Below are 18,254 nucleotides of genomic sequence, written 5' to 3' on the forward strand. Positions count from 1 at the left end.
CACATTGGAATAATGTTTGACTATCCTGTTCTAACTTTAGAAATCTATTTGGAAAGTTTTCATTATTTCGGGAACTACGTTGTTAATGAAATCATTGACTTGTAAATCATTCTGTGGGTTTTTTCCGACTGAATAGGAATAAATAATATTATTGTCTTCCTCCAATTTTACTTCCGTTTCCGGGTTTAACGAAGTCCATACTTGTTTTTCATACATATGGATACTAAACAATACCGGTTTATCAGAAGAATTGTAATATATATTGACTTCATCAAACCAAGGATTATTTGCCTCGTAATCTGCTCTTTGAAATACCAAACGATCAATCCATGTTTTTGGAACCGAAAAATGATACCCTTCGGAAGCATAAATGGTTATTAAGTTACTTGGTTTTGAAATATCAATCCCATGACTATTGAAAAATGCAGTATTTAAAATGCCCGTTATATCCGAAAAAGGAAGTTGATATTGAAGCGTACCTTCAGCATAGGAAGCGTATTCATATGGTGGGAAATAAATAATTAAGCCTTCCTTTATTAGATAAATTTGCATTAAATCATCTGAGGTTATTTGTTTAAACTCACCCATAGCTTCAAGCGTGTGCAAAACATCCTCTTTTAGGACGAGTTGTGTAATAATTTGTTTTGCTTTATCTAAATCATTAAACATTTCGTTTGGTTCAACCATCTTCCCATTATCCAAATCCACCAATATAGGAACTCGCGCTGGCATTCCATGTGCAGCCCCGCTAAGATAATAATATTGATCATACACAAAACAAATGAGATGTTCATTTTGGAATGTGATTTCGTATTTTGAATAGAACGATGACGGCGAACTTGGATCATCATTGGTCATTTGACTCTCATCTGCAGTGCTCGCCTTTTTCTTCAAACTTTCATTAATTTCTATTTGTGCCAATTTATCTTTCATGCCATCAATTTGTGGATAAATAATGTTGATAATCGGGCTTTCTTTTTGAATGGCCACGTCATGAATCTTTATCGTTTGATGAGTAGATGTTTCAAGTTGATTGGTGGTATTGCCAGGTTGAATTGTGGTTTTTTCTGATTGAGCGCTAGATTTTTCTGGTTTAACGGCAGGCTTATTCGTTTGATCACTGGTTAGTTCTGATTGATTTTTTTCTGTTATTTTTTGTTGTTCTAAATCATGCTTTGTTTTTTGCGAATCGCCACATCCTGCAGCAAAGAAAACAACCAAAGCAATGGGTATGCTCCACTTCAATTTCATCCACTCACTCCCCTTCATATCCATCACTGAACAAATATAGTATTTTTCGCATTTTTTAGAATCCCTTAAAATTTATTTATCATTTGGGCATTATTATTTTCAGAACTGAACCTAACTCTTGATCATATATTAATAAGAGGTGATTGAAATGGATAACCATCTTCAGCAATCATTTGATATCCGTTTTTTGAAAATTGGCCAAATGATCAATAGTGGTGTTCTGCAAATTGGTTGTGGGGCTGGTAAAGCTCAACGGGTCGCTCCTGTTGGATATACTACAGTTGGAACTACATTAGTTCCACTTGCAGGTCCCATAGAATTTGCTGTCCCATTACAAGCAGCTGTTCGTCAGAAATCTTTTAAGAAGTAATAAACAGTGGGAGGTATTTGTTTTCCCACTGTTTTTGTTTTTTCAGTAAAAATAAAAAACCAGGCAAGATGCCCGGTTCCAGGTTATGGTTTACTCTATAGGTTGTCCTCAAGCAGGTCCTCATAAATCTCATTGTATTTCTTGGCAGACTGCATCCAGCTATAATCTTGACTCATCGCATTTTGCACTAAGCTATTCCAAGTTTCCTTTTGTTGATAAAAATAAATCGCTCTTCTAACTGTATGCAGCATATCGTGGGCGTTGAAATTCTTAAATGTGAATCCGTTGCCGTCACCAGTGCTTTCATTATAAGAATGGACCGTATCATTCAATCCGCCTGTTTCTCTAACAATCGGGATGGTTCCGTACTGAAGGGCAATAAGCTGCCCTAATCCGCAAGGCTCAAACTGTGAAGGCATTAAAAACAAATCAGCGCCCGCATAAATTTGATGTGCCAACGCTTCATTAAAGCCTAAATAGACCCTTACCTTATCTGGAAATTCTTGCTCCATTCGACTAAAGAAGTTTTCAAATTGATGGTCTCCAGACCCAAGAACGATGAATTGGACATCCTCCTGCAGCATGCTGTGAAAAACATGGTGGACCAAGTCTAACCCTTTTTGTGCGGTTAAGCGGGTTACCATCGCTATTACGGGGGTGTTTTCCCTTTCCGGCAGTCCGAAATATTTCTGCAGCTCTTTCTTATTTGCTGCTTTACCCTCTAATGAATCTAGATCATAGGAAACCGCGATATCTTGGTCAGCTCTGGGATTGTAGGCAACGTCGTCAATGCCATTTACGATGCCAATAAGCTTATCGCTGTGCTTTCGTAAAAAGCCATCAAGTCTTTCGCCAAAATAGGGATACTGAATCTCCTCTTTATAGGTCGGGCTGACACTTGTTACGACATCAGATGAAACAATTCCGCCCTTCATAAAGTTAACATTTCCGTAAAACTCCAGCTGCTCGCTGTTAAAATATTGATGACTTAATCCTAACAAATCACTCATTACCTCATATGGGAAAATCCCCTGGAACTGCAAATTGTGAATTGTAAATACCGTTTTCATGTCCCTATAAAGCGGATTGAGACGATACTGGGCGTCCAATAAAAAATTCACCATGCCTGTGTGCCAGTCATGACAATGAATCACATCAGGGAAGAAATCCAGATGGGGAATGCATTCCAGTACTGCCTTCGAGAAAAAAGAAAATCGTTCCCCATCATCATTATGGCCATATAGAGTATCACGATAAAAATAATATTCGTTATCAATTAAATAATAGGTAATCCCGTCATGCTCAAAGGAATAGATACCACAGTATTGACTGCGCCAACCGAGCTGCACATAAATCGCCTGTTGAAATTGAAATGATTTTCTCAGCTTTTCTGGAATTAAACTGTAATTTGGCAGTATAACGCGTACATCTGCCCCTAACTTTTTTAAGGCTTTAGGCAATGCGCCCGCTACGTCTGCAAGTCCGCCTGTTTTCACAAACGGAACACACTCAGAAACTGCAAATAACACTTTCACTTTATCCTCAACGCCCCTCTTGAACTGTACCTTTACCTACTATATAAGGTGACACTAAGGTTCCTGTCAAGTGTACACTATTCTCAATCCTGACATCTTTATCGATAATGACTCCATCCAGTACACAATTTTCACCTATTTGACACTTCTGCATGATGATAGAGTTTCGAATCACAGCACCTTTTCCAACTTTAACAGAACGGAAAAGGATGCTATTCTCCACTTCCCCTTCAATTACGCATCCATTTGCAATCATTGAATTGGCAACCTTTGCTTCCCTCTTATACCGTGTTGGCGGCTCGTCCTTTACCTTCGTGAAAATTGGTTCTTCCTTTGAAAATATTTGCTTCCAAACGGTCGGCTGCAGCAAATCCATACTATTTCGATAGTAACTTTGAAGCGAGTCAATAATCGCAATAAAGCCTGTACATTCATACAAATTTATTTTAAAATTATGACGTTTATCATGAACTACATCAAAAATACTGTAATATCCTTGATTCTTGTATTTTTCAAAAAGAGAAAGCAATAAATCTTTGCTCAAAATATAGGTTTCCAGCGATTTCCCATCATTAGATACCTCCGTAATATCCGCTTCCATTTCAATATGATGATCTAATATTTTACAGAAATCTATGGTTCCAACTGTGTAGCAATTGGTAATGACAACATACTTTTGCTTACTGCGTAAGAAATAGGTGATATTTTTCGAGAAATGTGCAAATGACCCAAATCGTTCGTACCGGGATTTTCCATCTGGCGTGAACACAAACAGACCATCACGCTTTCTGTCCAAGTCCCATTGCTTTCCAGACCCTAAATGGTCCATTAACGACCGTATCTCATGTCCGGTGAAAATCGCTACATTCGTAATCCCTGAGTTCACCATATTTGATAACATAAAGTCAATTAAACGATAACGGCCTGCAAAGGGAAGAGATGCTAAGGTACGATGGGCAGTTAAATTCTGAAATGTTTCAAACTCATTGGTTGCATTGATAATGCCAAGCATGGAACACGACAAAGTATCCTCCTACCTTTCCTAGTAAGTTTTTGTGACTATTCTTCATTAGCAAACAAAATTACAGCATCTTTGTTATTTGAGGGACGAATAATAGCATTATCCTCCACCACCATACCTGGTGCGACAATCGCTCGCTCGATAACTACATTTTTTCCGACACGGGCGTCCGGCATGATAACAGAGTCCTTAATCATACTTCCTTCCTTAACTGTAACGCCTTGGAACAAAACTGAATGCTTAATCGTCCCTTCAACAATACAACCTTCATTAATCAATGACTCCTCTATTTGTGCGGTTGGAGCAATATATTGAGGCGGCTGATTTGGATTGACAGAATAAATTCTCCAATTACGATCATAAAGATCAAAGTCCGTATCTTCTTTTAATAAGTCCATATTGGCTTCCCACAAGCTTCCTACCGTACCGACATCCTTCCAATAGCCTTGGAAAGGATAGGCCACGACCCTTTTCTTTTCTTCTAGTAATAATGGAATGATATCCTTGCCAAAATCATTGCTTGATTCAGGATTTTTATCATCCATCTCTAAAAACATTCTTAAAACCGGCCATTTAAAGATGTAGATTCCCATTGATGCTAAATTGCTTTTTGGCTCTTTCGGTTTTTCCTCAAATTCAATAATTTCTAATTCCTCGTTGGTATTCATAATTCCAAAGCGGTTCGCTTCCTCCCAGGGAACCTCAATAACGGAAATTGATACATCTGCTTCTTTTTCGATATGGTAATCAAGCATTTTAGAATAATCCATTTTATAAATATGGTCGCCTGAAAGGATTAGAACGTACTCTGGATTGTATTGTTTTAAATAATTTAAATTTTGGTAAATGGCGTTTGCCGTACCTTTATACCACCGGACGCCTGCCGTTTCCGAATAGGGAGGCAATACGGTAACCCCGCCATTAATTCTATCTAAATCCCAGGCGCTGCCGATCCCGATATAGGAATGCAATACTAGTGGCAGATACTGGGTCAATACACCTACTGTATCAATTCCTGAGTTTGTACAGTTGCTTAACGGAAAATCAATGATTCTATACTTGCCGCCAAATGAAACGGCAGGCTTCGCCTTATCTCTTGTCAACGCACTAAGACGGCTGCCCTGGCCGCCTGCCAGTAACATGGCTATGCACTTTTTTTTCTGTACCATTGCTTATTTTCCCCTTTCTTGTTTTCACTGGTCGTAAAATGGATATACCAAAAGGCGGGATGGTCATCTCCAGATAGCATGGCTGATTATGAAACGGCTTTTCAATTGTTTTGATTTTCTTTTTATTTACCCTGCCCGAACCACCATAAACAACCGCATCACTATTTAAAATTTCAATGTAATAATTGTAGGAAGGAACCCCCACTTTATAGTTTTCATAAACAACCTCTGTAAAATTGCAAACCATAATAAGAATATTGTCTTCAATTTTCCCTTTTCTAATAAAGGAGAAAATACTTTGCTCTTTATTGTCTGAATCAATCCACTCAAAGCCTTCATTATCATGGTCTAGTTCCCACAATGGTTTTGAACGTTTATACAGGTGCATCAATTCTTTAAAGTAATCATGCATGAAGCGGTGCATCTCGAATTCGTGTAATTCCCAATCTAAATCCTCTAAATCCTTCCATTCATCAAACTGACCGAACTCTCCGCCCATAAACAATAGCTTTTTACCAGGGTGTGTCATGAAATATCCAAACAATAGGCGAAGCTGGGCAAATTTCCGCCAATAATCACCCGGCATTTTATTTAAAAGGGATTTTTTGCCGTGAACCACCTCATCATGTGACAACGGCAGGACGAAGTTTTCCGAAAATGCATACAGGAGGGAGAAGGTGACTTTATCATGCAATTCCTTACGATTCTGGGGCTCTGCTTCCATATATTTTAAAATATCGTTCATCCACCCCATATTCCATTTATAGTTAAAGCCTAAGCCGCCTTCATAAGCAGGCGCCGTCACTAGCGGCCAATCTGTCGAATCTTCCGCCATCATCAAAATGGCTGGATTGGCATCAAAGACAATCTCATTCAGCTTTCGTAGAAACGAAACGGCGAATTCATTTTTTTGATAGATACCCCCGGCATTCCAGTACAGCATATTGGCAACTGCATCGATCCGAAAACCGTCAACATGGTAGTATTTCATCCAGAATAAGGCGTTTGAGATCAAGAAGCTCTGCACTTCAGGCTTTCCCAAATCAAAATTGGCGGTTCCCCATATTTCATTCTCGCGTACGTATGTATCTTCATATTCATATACAGGCAGCCCATCAAACATATACAAACCATGAGCATCCCTGCCATAATGTCCTGGAACCCAATCAAGGATAATCCCTATACCACTTTGATGACAATGGTCGATAAAATACATCAAATCCTGCGGTGTTCCATAACGACTTGTCGGGGAATAATATCCGGTTCCTTGGTAGCCCCAGGAACGATCATAAGGATGTTCAATTATAGGCATGATTTCAACATGTGTAAATTTATGCTCAAGAACATATGGAATCAGATCCTCAGCCAGCTCTCGGTATGAATAAAACTCACCATCGTCCTTTTTCTTCCAAGAACCTAAATGCACCTCGTAAATGGCAAGTGGTTCTTCATAGACACTTTTCTTTCGATTATTTTTAAACCACTTTTGATCGTTCCAATCATATCCTTCAATGTTGTAAACAATTGATGCCGTGTGCGGCCTGAGCTCAGAATAAAATGCATAGGGATCTGACTTTAGGATGGTATCTCCCTTAGCAGTGATAATTTGATACTTGTATATCTCATGTTCCAATAGACCTGGAATAAATAATGACCAAATTCCTTCAACATTTAGTTTTGTCATTCCATGCCGGGTTCCATCCCACTTATTAAAATCCCCAACCACGTTTACTTCGGCGGCATGGGGAGACCAGACAGAAAAACGAGTACCCTTTACCCCATTCTGTATTTCAAGATGTGCCCCAAAGACCTTGTAGCATTCATACAAACTTCCTTCATGAAAAAGGTGGACATCATAATCTGTTGGATGTGTTAAGGTCAAAATTCTCACCTCTATGTTGCTTAATTTTCCATCTCCATAATCAAACACTCTAATTTGTAGCATGTTAAAAGAAGCTGCCCATTATTCTGGACAGCATTTCAAAATCAAACGATTAAAATAAAATGGTTGATAAAAAAACAACAGTGGTTACGGTAATCATGCTAAGCAAGGTAGACAGCAAAACAACTTGAGCGGCATATTCTGGATGATTGCCATATTCTAGAGCAAATAAAGCACTATTTCTTGATGTTGGGAAGGAGCTGGCAATAAACAACGCCTGTGCCGTAGTTCCATCTAATTTTAAAAGAAAAATAATAAGGAATGCGATGGCTGGTGAAAGAATGAGACGGCCAAATAAACTTAGAAACAGAGGCAAAGAAAATTTGCTAATTTTTATATAGGCACTTTGAGCACCAAGCGTAACGAGTGCAACGGCCAGAAAAGCATCAGAAGTATTGATGATTGGTGTCCATAGAAAATCGGGTAATTTAATATGAAGGGTGTGGAGAATCAATCCCAATAAGAAAGCATAAATAACTGGATTTTTTAAAAACTTCTTTATTGCTATAATTCCACTTTGATCAACCGAAACCGAATTTAGCAGCCCATAGGTGTAGGTGAGTAAGTTCTGAAAAATCATGACCACAATTTGGATGGACGCACCCAATGGACTATGCTGGAAAACAAGCTGGCTTACTGGAAGCCCAAAGTTTCCAGAATTGTTAAGGACCACGCTATTTTTGAAGGTCGAAGACAAACCGTTTTCAAATTTGGCTGCTTTCGAAATGACTGCCGTAATAAGCATTAAACTACTGCATTGTATTAATAAAAAGCTCAATATATGGACAAGTGTTTTTCCACCAACATTTGTTTGATAAATATTTACAAAACTAACACAAGGCATCAAAAAATAGTTATTTAATTTAGATAATGTATTCATATCAAACTGAAATTTCCGATGTAAAAATACTCCCGCCCCTATTAACGTAAAGACTGGTAAAATGACATTTATTAATATAAGAAAAAATACTTCCATAATATTCCCCTTTTTATCATTCCTTTAAAATTAATAAAGCCCAAAACCTCTTAAAGGGTCTTGGACTATATTAACCTAGTTAAATCGGAATAATGGATAAAATAATCGCGACTAAAATCATGACCGCTGTTGATCCGCAGGCCCATTTTAGGAAAGAACGCTGTAAATCTCCGAAATCTTTACCAACCATTCCAACCAATAAATAAGTCGAAGGCACTAATGGGCTTAATAGATGAACCGGTAATCCCATTAGAGATGCTCGTCCGATCATAGCCGGATCAATTCCATATCCACTTGCCGCCTTGGCAAGTAAAGGAAGTACACCGTAGTAAAAAGCATCGTTCGACATAAAAAATGTAAATGGTGCACTGATTATCGCGGTAATAAGAGCAAAATGAGAGCCAAGGGCATCTGGGATATGTGAAATCATCGTTCCGGCCATTGCATCAACCATTTTCGTTCCTGATAGAATCCCTGTAAAAATCCCTGCCGCAAAAACCATGGAAACAACAGACAATGCATTATCAGCATAGTGCATGATTCGTTCTTTTTGTTCTTTTATATTTGGATAATTGATCGTAATGGCAATGGCAAAGCCAATCATAAACAATACAGTTGATGGCAGTACCTCTTGAATTAGTGCAACTAACAATAGAATAGTAAGTAAATAGTTTACGATGATTAACTTTGGACGCTTTAAGTAGTCATCCGCTGTTGTAGCCGCTATTTCTGATAAAGTGCTATAATCGATTTCAAGGACACCAATTCGTTTCCGCTCTTTTCGTCCAAGGGTGTAAGCCATAAACAATACAAAAAGCACGCCACCTACCATACTTGGAATTACTGGAGTAAAAATATCGCCCATTTCAAGATGTAAAGCCGTCATCGCTCTAGCTGTTGGTCCGCCCCACGGCAGAAGGTTCATTACTCCTGATGAGGATACCGCAATTCCCGCTAATACCAATGGTTTCATGCCGATTCGCTTATACAAAGGAAGCATGGCAGAAATGGTAATCATATAAGTTGTTGTTCCATCACCATCAAGGGAGATTAAAAGTGCAAGAATAGCTGTTCCTATTGCAATTTTTACGGGATCCCCTTTTACTAGTTTCAAGATTGTCGAAATGATAGGGTCAAATACCCCCGCATCGATCATTATTCCGAAAAAGAGAATCGCAAACAGGATCATGATTCCTGTCGGTGCCACGCTTTTAATCCCTTCAAGCGCCATTGGCCCCATTTCTTTTCCGAATCCGCCGATTAAGGCAAATACAACCGGCACCACCATTAAGGCGATCATTGCTGAAAGACGTTTTGTCATAATTAATACCATAAATACAATAATCATTAAAAATCCTAAAGTTGCTAACATCGTCTTCACCCCTTTTGTTTGTAAATTAATAATAATCAAAATTTTCTAGAGTGAAAACGTTTGCAAAATAAAGTTATTATTGTAAATAAAGATGTATTTTGTACATTTTGTTCACGGAACTCAAAAAAGAAAAGATACCAATGTCGGCATCTTTCTTTAAATAGGATAATATTTTCTTTCCGGTCTTCCGACGATACCATAGACCACTTCCGCCTTGACTTCCTTTATGGATGACAGGTATTCCAAATAGCGGCGCGCTGTGATTCGGGAGGCTCCAATTTCATTTCCCACCTCTTCAGCAGAAAGGCCTTGGTTTTTAACCTGGAGAACGTTTTTCACCTTACTTAGTGTAATTTCATCGATACCTTTTGGCAATCCAGCTTCCTTTCCTGGTTTTTCAATTTCTTTATTTCCAAAAAGAAGGTCCACATATTTTTGGTTTATTTCCTGTTCTGAATTTAAAAGAGAGTGCTTTTTAATAAAATCGAGAATGACTTCGTCAAATCTTTCTCGGTTTACTGGTTTTATCAAATAGTTTTCTACTCCATAACCCAACGCTTTTTCAATGAACGCTTTATCGGTTGCTGCTGTTATCATAATTATATTTACTTTTGGGAATTGCTCACGGACAATGGGAAGCAAATCAGAGCCGAGCATGTCCGGCATGTACACATCCAATATTAATAAATCCGGTGCGTTTTCCTCCAGTAATTGAAGCGTCTGACTGCCATTCAATGCTTTTCCAGCCACTTCAATTTCCTTAAATTTTTTTAAAAATTTTTCGTGGATATCAGCGATCCGAAAATCATCTTCTGCAATAACCGCTTTTATCTTATTCAACTTTTTGACTCCTCTCGTATTCCTTTGGAAGGTACACCGTAAAGACCGTTCCATTTTCAGGATTACTTTGAACCTCAATCATTCCATTCATTTCAGCTACAGCCTCTTCTGCATTTGCGAGGCCAAATCCTCTTGGCTCAACTCCAGTCTTAGAAGAATATCCCCTGTTAAATAGTAGAGGAATTTCTCTTTCACTAATTCCCTTTCCATTATCGGCAATCTCAAAAATGATATCACTTCCGATATCAGTCGTGAACAATTTTACGGTAGGAGATTCTTTACCATAGACAGCTTCAAAGGCATTATCTATTAAGTTCCCTAGGATAATGATCAGGTTCGAAAGTTTAATATGGGATGGTAATTCCTCTAAATAGCTGTCAGCAACAATTTCAAAGTTTATTTTCTTTTCTGAGGCTTTTCCTAGCTTTCCTAACAGAATCGCCTGCACCTTGGTATCTTTAATATGGTTAAAAACTATAGAATTCTGAATCTGAAAATTTTGCGTTTCCGTTTGGATCATCTCAATTGCCTGTTCATATTCGCCGAGTTGAAGCAATCCCATTAACACATATAATTTATTGGTAAATTCATGTGTCTGGGCCCGTAAATCTTCGGAATAACTTTTTACTTCTGATATGGTATTGACCATTTGCTCAATCTCGGTTTTATCCCGGAAAGAAGCTACGACTCCACTAATTCCTGTTTCATCAAAGAGCGGGGTGCAATTGACAATAACGGTTTTATCCTTCCAGACCATTTCTTTATCCTCTTGCGGATTTCCCGTTCTTAGTACCTCATATAGGTAATCCGATGGGAACAGCCCGTCCACCTTCAAATGGCGGACAGATCCCTTTATATGTAAAAGTCGTTTCGCCGGCTGATTCATCATCGTGATGAATCCATCTTTATTGATGGCCAAAATACCTTCCTTAACACCATGCAGGACGGCGTTCTTTTCTTTATAAAGTGACGCTATTTCATAAGGTTCAAGCCCCATTGTATCCTTACGAATGTTCCGTCCGAGCAGGATGCTGCCGATTAGCGAAATGATAAGGGCAAAAAGTGAAACAAGAAGCACCTTGGAAAGAGTGTTCATAATTTGCTGCCTTACATCCTGAAGCAAGAAACCTACAGAAACGATTCCGATTACATCCCCGTTTTCGTTAAAAATAGGAGATTTCCCTCTAATCGAAGGTCCGAGTGACCCCTTCGCTTTGGAGACATAAAATTCTCCTTTGTTAAGGGCCTTTTCATTATCTCCACCCCTCATTTTCTTCCCAATCTTAGATGTTATTGGATGTGAATATCTTATTCCCTCTTTGTTTCCGATGACAACAAATTCAGCCCCCGTCTCTTTACGGATCTTTTCTGCAATCGGCTGAATCGTTTTAGAAGGATCATTAGTTTGAAATGCCGAGATTATAGGTGGAATAAAGGATACTGTTTTCGAGATTTCCAATGCCATCCGGCCCTTGTTTTCCTCTATTTGTTTACTTTCCATATAGCTGAAAAATACGGTCAACAGCAGAATCAACAATAAACTCAGCGATAGGACCAGCCCAAATATTTTTGTCTGTAATAATATTTTTTTCGTTTTCAGGCGGCACACCTCCTTTTGAAGCTGCATGGATCATGTTTAAAAACCATTATATCCTTAATTTCTGGAAAATTGTTTGTAAATGTTTTCATTAATAAAAAAAACGGCAGCAAACGGCTACCGTAAAATCTTACCTTCATACAATGGACCTTGAACCACTTTCTCGAGTGGTTAATGAAGGCTTTATCGATTCTAATGAAGATTCTAAACGCTCTTTGGCTTCTGAATTTAATGCATAGCGGTTATTTCCTAATTTATTAATTTGATTGTCTAAAATAAATGCCCCTTTTAATATATTGGTTGCTCCCAAAGCAGAAAGGACAGGTTTTAGGGCATAATCAATCATTAATAAGTGACCAAAAGTGCCGCCTACCGCAATTGGTAAAACAGTCTTACCCTCGAGACCGTTTTGCGGCAGGAGATCCAAATATGTTTTTAATACTCCTGTGAATGATGCTTTATAAACCGGTGTGAGAATTACGATAATATTTGAATCCTCAACCTTTTGATTCGCTTTTTTAATTTCTTCACTATCAAACTTCGCCAGAATTAAATCTTCTGCCGGCAAATGGCGGACATTTATTATTTCCGGAGTTGTCTGTACTCCATGGAAATAATTTAAAACATCATGTAATACACCATTTAATCTCGTTACCTCTGATGGGCTTCCAGAAATAATTGTAACTTTACTCATTCGTTCGAACTCCCTTTCATAAATAATTTTTTAAATTCCAAATTACCTTTTATTCCGTTTTTGTTTAATCACTTGAATCGACCCAAAATCGCTATGTGGATGATTAAGTGATTGAAATCTTTTATATTCGTCTTCAAGTTGCGTCAAGGATAATTCAAAAAGATGTTGATCATCTTTCTTATAGACATTAAAAGCAATGAGTTTGTCGATTAAATTTTTCCGCTTATTTTCCACGGCTTTTCGAAGAATCTCTCCCAACTCAATCACTCCTATAAATTGACTTTAAATTCCTTCTTTCATAAAAATGGGTGATACTAACATTTCAGTAATTTAGATTTAACAATTCTCTTGATGTTTCAAATAAATAATACGCCGCTTTTATAAGGGCTGATTCATCCAGAGTGAATGCAGGATGGTGCCATTCCTCGGTCCCATTTGTACCCAAAAAAGCAAATGTTCCTGGAATCTCTTGAAGATAGTAGGAGAAATCCTCACCAGCCATGGACGGTTCTGGATCGATGACATACAACCACTGCTTTTCGGCAGATTTCTTGGCAACTTCTGTGATTGTCTTATGATTGGTAAGTGGCGGAGGTCCTCCAAACCAATCAATTTCCACTTCGTGTGAAAAAGCTCCAGCAATCGCTTCGACAATGCTGTAGAACCTCGACTTTACTTCGTCTCGGATAGCCTGATCAAAGGTTCGAATTGTTCCCTCCAGTTTTACTTCCCCTGGAATGACGTTCCATGTACTGCCGCCGATTATCTTCGTCACACTCAGTACAGCACTATGAAGCGGGGACACATTTCGACTGACCACAGTCTGAAGGGCCGTAATAAGATGACCGGCAGTGAGGATTGGGTCCTTTCCATTTTGCGGAATGGCGGCATGACTTCCTTTTCCATACAGAACAATCTGAAACCGATCTACTGCCGACATTAATGGGCCTTCCTTTAGACCAATGGTGCCAACAGGCAGGTCTGGTTTATTGTGAAGACCAATAATAGCCTCAACTCCATCCAACTGTCCGTCATCTATTACCTGTTTGGCGCCTCCTCCTAATTCCTCTGCTGGTTGAAAGATCAAGCGTATGGTTCCATTTAGTTCAGGCTGATATCTTTTTAAAAGACGAGCCGCACCGATAAGTGCCGCTGTATGAAAGTCATGACCGCAAGCATGCATGACCCCTTTATTTTTTGAAGCATATGGCAGGTTCGTTTTTTCCTCAATTGGAAGTGCATCAATATCCGCACGTACCGCCACAATCGGACCAGGTTTCCCTCCTTTTATGTCAGCAAACACACCTGTTTTCAACTCCGTTTTCCGAAGCGGGATGTCTAGTTCTTGAAGCCATTTTTCGATGGACTTCGTTGTTTCAAATTCTTGTTTCGATAATTCCGGGTATTGATGCAAATGACGACGAATCGATATCAAGTACCGCTCAAATTCCTCCTGATTCATAACAAAAATTCCTTTCCTATAAATCAAATCGATAGCACTTTACTAAAATATCATTGTTCATAAATTCTTTCGTTCGATCACGCTTAAATCCCAGCCATTCATACAATCGAACCGCTTTTTGCATTTTATCACCGGTGTGCAAATACAATTTATCTGCTCCCTGCGACTTTGCAAAATCTAGACTCGCTTTCAGTAATTCCTGGGCGATGCCGCGCCCCCGCGCCTCTGGATGAACAGCCAATAAGCGAACAATCGGGGAAAAAATTTGTAATTCCGGTCTTTGATAGGCCTTTTCTGATGACAGAAATAACTGCAGTGTACCAAGAATTTTATCATCGCTTTTCGCAATCAAGATCTTTTCCACGTCTGGATTGTCTACAGATCCCTTAATATTGGTTAAATAAGTCTCCCAAACTTGTGGATTTGTATAAGCATCCTCATACTGCTGATAGCTCTCCACTAATAGGTTACGAACCGTTTCTTTTTCATCTTCCACTAATTCGTCTATAATAATTTGGTTAATTGCCATAATCAACACCATCTCCCAATTCAATTAGTTTTAATTCACCCGTTCTTTTAAAGGGGAGAAAAAAGAGTCACTGGAAATGCGCTGCAAGAATCGACGGGTCCGCTCTTCCTTTGGAGCATGAAAAATTTCCAACGGTGTACCTTCTTCTACAATCACTCCTCCATCCATAAACAAAACACGATCCGAAACTTCCCTTGCAAAACTCATTTCATGCGTGACCACAACCATCGTAATCCCTTCCTGTGCGATTGTCTTAATAACGGAAAGCACATCGCCGACTAATTCAGGATCAAGAGCGGACGTAGGCTCATCAAAGAGAATGACTTCAGGATTTAGCGCCAGCGCCCTCGCAATTCCTACCCGCTGTTGCTGACCACCTGATAATTGCGATGGATAGTGATGTAATTTATCTTTAAGACCTACTTTTTCCAGCACCCGTTCGCTTCTGTATCGGGCATCTTTTTTCTTTACCTTTTTCGCGACAATCAGCCCCTCCATTACATTTTGCAACACCGTCTTATGGGCAAATAAATTATAGTGTTGAAAAACCATCGCCGATTGTTTTCTAATAGACAACATTTGCTTTTTCGTTGCCTTTTCAGAATCAACCCGTAGATTTCCAATTTGAACCATGCCTCCATCAGGCTTCTCCAAAAAATTCAAGCATCTAAGCAGCGTCGTTTTTCCTGATCCACTTGGACCAAGAATCGTTACCACTTCGCCTTTTTCGATTTTCAAGTTAATCCCTTTCAACACATCCGTTTTATTGAATGATTTTTTTATTCCTTTTAAATCAATCATGACACGCCTCCTCGACTATACGATGTCACCCTTTTTTCAAGTAAAAAAGAAATTCCCTCTACCAAAATTGTAAGTACCCAATAGATGATTCCTGCCGCGATAAAGGCCTCTAAAAATTTCAGATTCGTAGAAGCGACGATATTAGCGGCACCCGTTAATTCTTTCTCTGAAACGAGAAATGCAATAGAGGATGTGTGTAAAAAACCGACAAATAGATTAGTAAAATTGGGAATGGACTGAGCCAAGGCCTGTGGAAGAACGATTCGGAACATCGCTTGAAACTTTGTCATCCCCACCGAGTAAGCCGCTTCCAATTGACCTGTCGAAACACTGATGATCCCTGAGCGGATCATTTCAGATAAGTAGGCCCCTGCGGCTAACGATAAGGCAATCAATACAAACAATATAATTGGTATTTTGTTTGTTTGAATGTTTAAATCAAATTTGAATGACACCTGATCAATTAATAAAGGGATTCCATAATAAATAGCCATAATGTGCATGATGATTGGCGTACCTCTAAAAAAAGAAACATATCCATTCGCTGCCTGGTTTAGAAACCTTATTTTATATATCCTGACTAGTGCCACCGCCAATCCGATCAAAAAACCGACCGCCAAGGGAACAAGGGTTAATACCAGCGTAATCGGAAGAGACTTAATGATTTCTTTAAAAGCGGTCCAGATAAAAGGAATATCGATCGTCATGTATGTCCCTCCTTTTTAGGCAGCTGCTGATAGATCAGCTTTCTGATATCGATTGAAAAATTTTTCCAATTTTCCAAGTGTCTTTTCAAACAATAGAACAACAGAATAATAGATAATAGAAAGAGATATATACACTTCCAGCGCATGGGCAGTTGCTGAAATCAACGTATCTCCTCTTCCCATCATATCCATTACACCAATCGTGAACGCGAGTGAAGTATCCTTTAATGAACCGATAACAGAGTTAGCCACATTAGGAAAGGCAATCCGAAGTGCCTGTGGCATAACGATTCGAAAGAAGTTCTGCGTGCTGGTCATTCCCACTGAATAGGCCGCTTCCGTTTGTCCTTTATCAACCGCACGTATGGCTCCTCGAAAAATTTCTGAAAATCCAGCTCCATTACTAATTGCATAAGTAATGATTACGAAATAAATTGCCTCAAGTTTTGAAACATCAATTTTGATTATCTGAAGGACGGCAGGTAACCCATAAAAAACAAGGAATAATTGGATTAGAATTGGTGTCCCGCGTATAAAAGAAACATATAAAATGACCAATTGATTTAAGATAGGTATATTAAACAGCCTTGGTATAGCGGCTGCTACACCGAGGATAAGTCCTAGAAAAATAGATGCTGCTAAAATCTGAAGAGTTACCCCTAGATAATGAAATAATGTCGGTATAAATTCGATAATTAATGAAGGATCAAATGCTTTCCCCATTTTTTAACCACCTCCAAACACACTTACTTCCAATTGCTTAAAAGTTGACTGTGTAGTCAGCTCCCAGCCATTTTTTACTTAATTCACTGACTACGCCTTCTTTTTTCAGCTCAACGATCGCTTCGTCGATTCTCTTTTGCAGTGGTGTTTCATCCTTTCTAAGAAGGAAATAAACTTTTGAATTCAAGAGCGGTTCACCGACCACTTTTTGCTGGGCATCGACAGACTTATTAAGGAAATCTACAGAGAATGGTGTTGTAATCGTAGCATCTGCCCGGCCAGTTTTAAGTTGGTTAATCGTTGAATCTGGCCCATTACCTGCATAGACAATCTCAATTCCGGCGTTATTTTCCTTGTTATACTTTTCTAAGAAAACAGCGGAGTTACTAGTTGCACTTACGATTGCCTTTTTCCCTTTTAAATCTTTAATCGAGTGAATATCATTATTATTTTTATTGACCGTTACATGTAGTGGAAAAATATTATAAGGTTCGTTATTGAAAAGAAACTTCTTTTTGCGCTCTTCATTCACTTCCATTTGGTGGGCGATAAAATCAATTTTATTTGTTTCTAAGCTAATTAAAAGATTAGAAAACTCCATCGTTTTGAATTCAAACTGGTATTCTGGCAGCTTTTCATCAATCTTTCGAACTAATTCCACATCATAACCGGTTAATTTTCCATTCTTATCAATAAAGCAGACATTCGGAAACTGTGTCCCTGTGCCAACTATGATTTTTTGTACTTTTGTGTCTCCTTTAGCGGTTTCTGTGCTTGCCTTGGTTGTTTTATTCGTTTCTTGCGAAGAGCATGCGCCAAGTGCTAACGTTAGCAGCAACGTTACAAAAATCGTAAATTTTTTCTTCATAAGTATTTGCACCTATCCTTTTTATTTACTTTAAATTCTATTGATTTAGTCGGAATTATTTCAATATTATATGATTAAATCTTTCTAGCACTTTCTCGATATGTTCGATTCCTACTTGTGTGATTCCCTCATATACCTCATCTTTGCCAATTTCAACCACTGGCACATGACGGATACCATACTTGACTTCCAAAACATCTCTGCGATCATCATGGTGGGTAACATCTATTGTTTCGTATTTAATTCCTTTGTCTTCTAAATATTGTTTTACCTCTCCGCAATAATGGCACCCTTCTTTTGCCCAAACCACAACAGATAATTCTTTTCCCATTTTTTATTCCTCCCAATAATTTTTCATTTTTGATTAATATAGCTCTGTTAAACTTGGTTGTTGATT

At 38.6% G+C, this 18,254-nt stretch carries 20 protein-coding genes; 1 reads left to right on the top strand and 19 read right to left on the bottom strand.

All coding sequences use genetic code 11. The annotated features are described in order from the left end of the window. Nucleotides 1-36: 36 nt before the first annotated feature. The gene (locus V7161_RS18630; RefSeq protein WP_335714440.1) at nucleotides 37-1,251 is read right to left on the bottom strand and encodes a DUF3298 and DUF4163 domain-containing protein; all 1,215 of its coding nucleotides are present in this window, start codon (nucleotides 1,249-1,251) and stop codon (nucleotides 37-39) included. Nucleotides 1,252-1,399: 148 nt separating this feature from the next. On the opposite strand from V7161_RS18630, the gene V7161_RS18635 reads away from it, so the two are divergent. Further along, nucleotides 1,400-1,621 (top strand): hypothetical protein, encoded by a 222-nt coding sequence (locus V7161_RS18635; protein WP_335714441.1) that lies wholly within the window; start codon nucleotides 1,400-1,402, stop codon nucleotides 1,619-1,621. 95 nt (nucleotides 1,622-1,716) lie between these two features. Here V7161_RS18635 and glgA read toward each other — a convergent pair whose 3' ends face one another. The 18 genes from glgA to V7161_RS18725 all read right to left on the bottom strand — a co-directional run bounded on the left by glgA (nucleotide 1,717) and on the right by V7161_RS18725 (nucleotide 18,188). Continuing rightward, the gene (gene glgA / locus V7161_RS18640) at nucleotides 1,717-3,156 is read right to left on the bottom strand and encodes a glycogen synthase GlgA (protein ID WP_335714442.1); all 1,440 of its coding nucleotides are present in this window, start codon (nucleotides 3,154-3,156) and stop codon (nucleotides 1,717-1,719) included. A 7-nt stretch (nucleotides 3,157-3,163) separates the two neighbouring features. After that, the gene (locus V7161_RS18645) at nucleotides 3,164-4,180 is read right to left on the bottom strand and encodes a sugar phosphate nucleotidyltransferase (RefSeq protein WP_335714443.1); all 1,017 of its coding nucleotides are present in this window, start codon (nucleotides 4,178-4,180) and stop codon (nucleotides 3,164-3,166) included. Between the two features lie 35 nt (nucleotides 4,181-4,215). Then, entirely contained in the window at nucleotides 4,216-5,346 is a 1,131-nt protein-coding gene (locus V7161_RS18650; RefSeq protein WP_335714444.1) for a glucose-1-phosphate adenylyltransferase, read from the bottom strand. Continuing rightward, nucleotides 5,285-7,228 carry a 1,4-alpha-glucan branching enzyme gene (gene glgB / locus V7161_RS18655; RefSeq protein WP_335714471.1) on the bottom strand — a complete coding sequence of 648 codons (1,944 nt, stop codon included), beginning with the start codon at nucleotides 7,226-7,228 and terminating at the stop codon, nucleotides 5,285-5,287. Before glgB ends, V7161_RS18650 begins: the two co-directional genes overlap by 62 nt. A 112-nt stretch (nucleotides 7,229-7,340) precedes the next feature. After that, complete coding sequence (locus V7161_RS18660; RefSeq protein WP_335714445.1) at nucleotides 7,341-8,264, bottom strand: AEC family transporter; 924 nt, start codon at nucleotides 8,262-8,264, stop codon at nucleotides 7,341-7,343. A 79-nt stretch (nucleotides 8,265-8,343) separates the two neighbouring features. Beyond that, complete coding sequence (locus V7161_RS18665) at nucleotides 8,344-9,636, bottom strand: CitMHS family transporter (protein ID WP_335714446.1); 1,293 nt, start codon at nucleotides 9,634-9,636, stop codon at nucleotides 8,344-8,346. Between the two features lie 156 nt (nucleotides 9,637-9,792). Next, nucleotides 9,793-10,476, bottom strand: coding sequence for a response regulator (locus V7161_RS18670; protein ID WP_335714447.1), 684 nt, complete (start codon nucleotides 10,474-10,476; stop codon nucleotides 9,793-9,795). Further along, nucleotides 10,469-11,941: a sensor histidine kinase gene (locus V7161_RS18675; protein WP_335714448.1), complete on the bottom strand. Its 1,473-nt coding sequence runs from the start codon at nucleotides 11,939-11,941 to the stop codon at nucleotides 10,469-10,471. Before V7161_RS18675 ends, V7161_RS18670 begins: the two co-directional genes overlap by 8 nt. A 25-nt stretch (nucleotides 11,942-11,966) precedes the next feature. Next, nucleotides 11,967-12,110, bottom strand: a complete 144-nt coding sequence (locus V7161_RS18680; RefSeq protein WP_335714449.1) for a hypothetical protein — start codon at nucleotides 12,108-12,110, stop codon at nucleotides 11,967-11,969. A 99-nt stretch (nucleotides 12,111-12,209) separates the two neighbouring features. Continuing rightward, nucleotides 12,210-12,767: an NADPH-dependent FMN reductase gene (gene ssuE / locus V7161_RS18685; protein ID WP_335714450.1), complete on the bottom strand. Its 558-nt coding sequence runs from the start codon at nucleotides 12,765-12,767 to the stop codon at nucleotides 12,210-12,212. 42 nt (nucleotides 12,768-12,809) lie between these two features. Continuing rightward, nucleotides 12,810-13,034 (bottom strand): Fur-regulated basic protein FbpA, encoded by a 225-nt coding sequence (locus V7161_RS18690; protein ID WP_420491643.1) that lies wholly within the window; start codon nucleotides 13,032-13,034, stop codon nucleotides 12,810-12,812. Between the two features lie 55 nt (nucleotides 13,035-13,089). Further along, nucleotides 13,090-14,229, bottom strand: coding sequence for an amidohydrolase (locus V7161_RS18695; RefSeq protein ID WP_335714452.1), 1,140 nt, complete (start codon nucleotides 14,227-14,229; stop codon nucleotides 13,090-13,092). A gap of 16 nt (nucleotides 14,230-14,245) precedes the next feature. After that, entirely contained in the window at nucleotides 14,246-14,758 is a 513-nt protein-coding gene (locus V7161_RS18700; RefSeq protein WP_335714453.1) for a GNAT family N-acetyltransferase, read from the bottom strand. Between the two features lie 30 nt (nucleotides 14,759-14,788). Beyond that, entirely contained in the window at nucleotides 14,789-15,559 is a 771-nt protein-coding gene (locus V7161_RS18705; protein WP_335714454.1) for an amino acid ABC transporter ATP-binding protein, read from the bottom strand. Next, entirely contained in the window at nucleotides 15,556-16,266 is a 711-nt protein-coding gene (locus V7161_RS18710; RefSeq protein ID WP_335714455.1) for an amino acid ABC transporter permease, read from the bottom strand. Before V7161_RS18710 ends, V7161_RS18705 begins: the two co-directional genes overlap by 4 nt. 15 nt (nucleotides 16,267-16,281) lie before the next feature. Next, nucleotides 16,282-16,989, bottom strand: coding sequence for an amino acid ABC transporter permease (locus V7161_RS18715; protein WP_335714456.1), 708 nt, complete (start codon nucleotides 16,987-16,989; stop codon nucleotides 16,282-16,284). Nucleotides 16,990-17,026: 37 nt separating this feature from the next. Next, nucleotides 17,027-17,857, bottom strand: coding sequence for a transporter substrate-binding domain-containing protein (locus V7161_RS18720; protein ID WP_335714457.1), 831 nt, complete (start codon nucleotides 17,855-17,857; stop codon nucleotides 17,027-17,029). Between the two features lie 55 nt (nucleotides 17,858-17,912). After that, a complete protein-coding gene (locus V7161_RS18725) occupies nucleotides 17,913-18,188 on the bottom strand; it encodes a glutaredoxin family protein (protein ID WP_335714458.1) in 276 nt (91 codons plus the stop codon). Between the last annotated feature and the right edge of the window lie 66 nt (nucleotides 18,189-18,254).

Origin of the sequence: Neobacillus drentensis, assembly GCF_036965425.1 — a bacterium.
Lineage (GTDB): Bacteria > Bacillota > Bacilli > Bacillales > Cytobacillaceae > Neobacillus > Neobacillus drentensis_F.

Bases quoted from the DNA above. Each gene is read 5' to 3' on its own strand.
- V7161_RS18695 (WP_335714452.1), bottom strand. From the start codon at position 14,229: ATGAATCAGGAGGAATTTGAGCGGTACTTGATATCGATTCGTCGTCAT.
- V7161_RS18660 (WP_335714445.1), bottom strand. From the start codon at position 8,264: ATGGAAGTATTTTTTCTTATATTAATAAATGTCATTTTACCAGTCTTT.
- V7161_RS18635 (WP_335714441.1), top strand. From the start codon at position 1,400: ATGGATAACCATCTTCAGCAATCATTTGATATCCGTTTTTTGAAAATT.
- V7161_RS18665 (WP_335714446.1), bottom strand. From the start codon at position 9,636: ATGTTAGCAACTTTAGGATTTTTAATGATTATTGTATTTATGGTATTA.
- V7161_RS18700 (WP_335714453.1), bottom strand. From the start codon at position 14,758: ATGGCAATTAACCAAATTATTATAGACGAATTAGTGGAAGATGAAAAA.
- V7161_RS18705 (WP_335714454.1), bottom strand. From the start codon at position 15,559: ATGATTGATTTAAAAGGAATAAAAAAATCATTCAATAAAACGGATGTG.
- V7161_RS18650 (WP_335714444.1), bottom strand. From the start codon at position 5,346: ATGGTACAGAAAAAAAAGTGCATAGCCATGTTACTGGCAGGCGGCCAG.
- V7161_RS18720 (WP_335714457.1), bottom strand. From the start codon at position 17,857: ATGAAGAAAAAATTTACGATTTTTGTAACGTTGCTGCTAACGTTAGCA.
- V7161_RS18710 (WP_335714455.1), bottom strand. From the start codon at position 16,266: ATGACGATCGATATTCCTTTTATCTGGACCGCTTTTAAAGAAATCATT.
- V7161_RS18680 (WP_335714449.1), bottom strand. From the start codon at position 12,110: ATGATCCATGCAGCTTCAAAAGGAGGTGTGCCGCCTGAAAACGAAAAA.
- V7161_RS18715 (WP_335714456.1), bottom strand. From the start codon at position 16,989: ATGGGGAAAGCATTTGATCCTTCATTAATTATCGAATTTATACCGACA.
- V7161_RS18675 (WP_335714448.1), bottom strand. From the start codon at position 11,941: ATGGCATTGGAAATCTCGAAAACAGTATCCTTTATTCCACCTATAATC.
- V7161_RS18630 (WP_335714440.1), bottom strand. From the start codon at position 1,251: ATGAAATTGAAGTGGAGCATACCCATTGCTTTGGTTGTTTTCTTTGCT.
- ssuE (WP_335714450.1), bottom strand. From the start codon at position 12,767: ATGAGTAAAGTTACAATTATTTCTGGAAGCCCATCAGAGGTAACGAGA.
- V7161_RS18725 (WP_335714458.1), bottom strand. From the start codon at position 18,188: ATGGGAAAAGAATTATCTGTTGTGGTTTGGGCAAAAGAAGGGTGCCAT.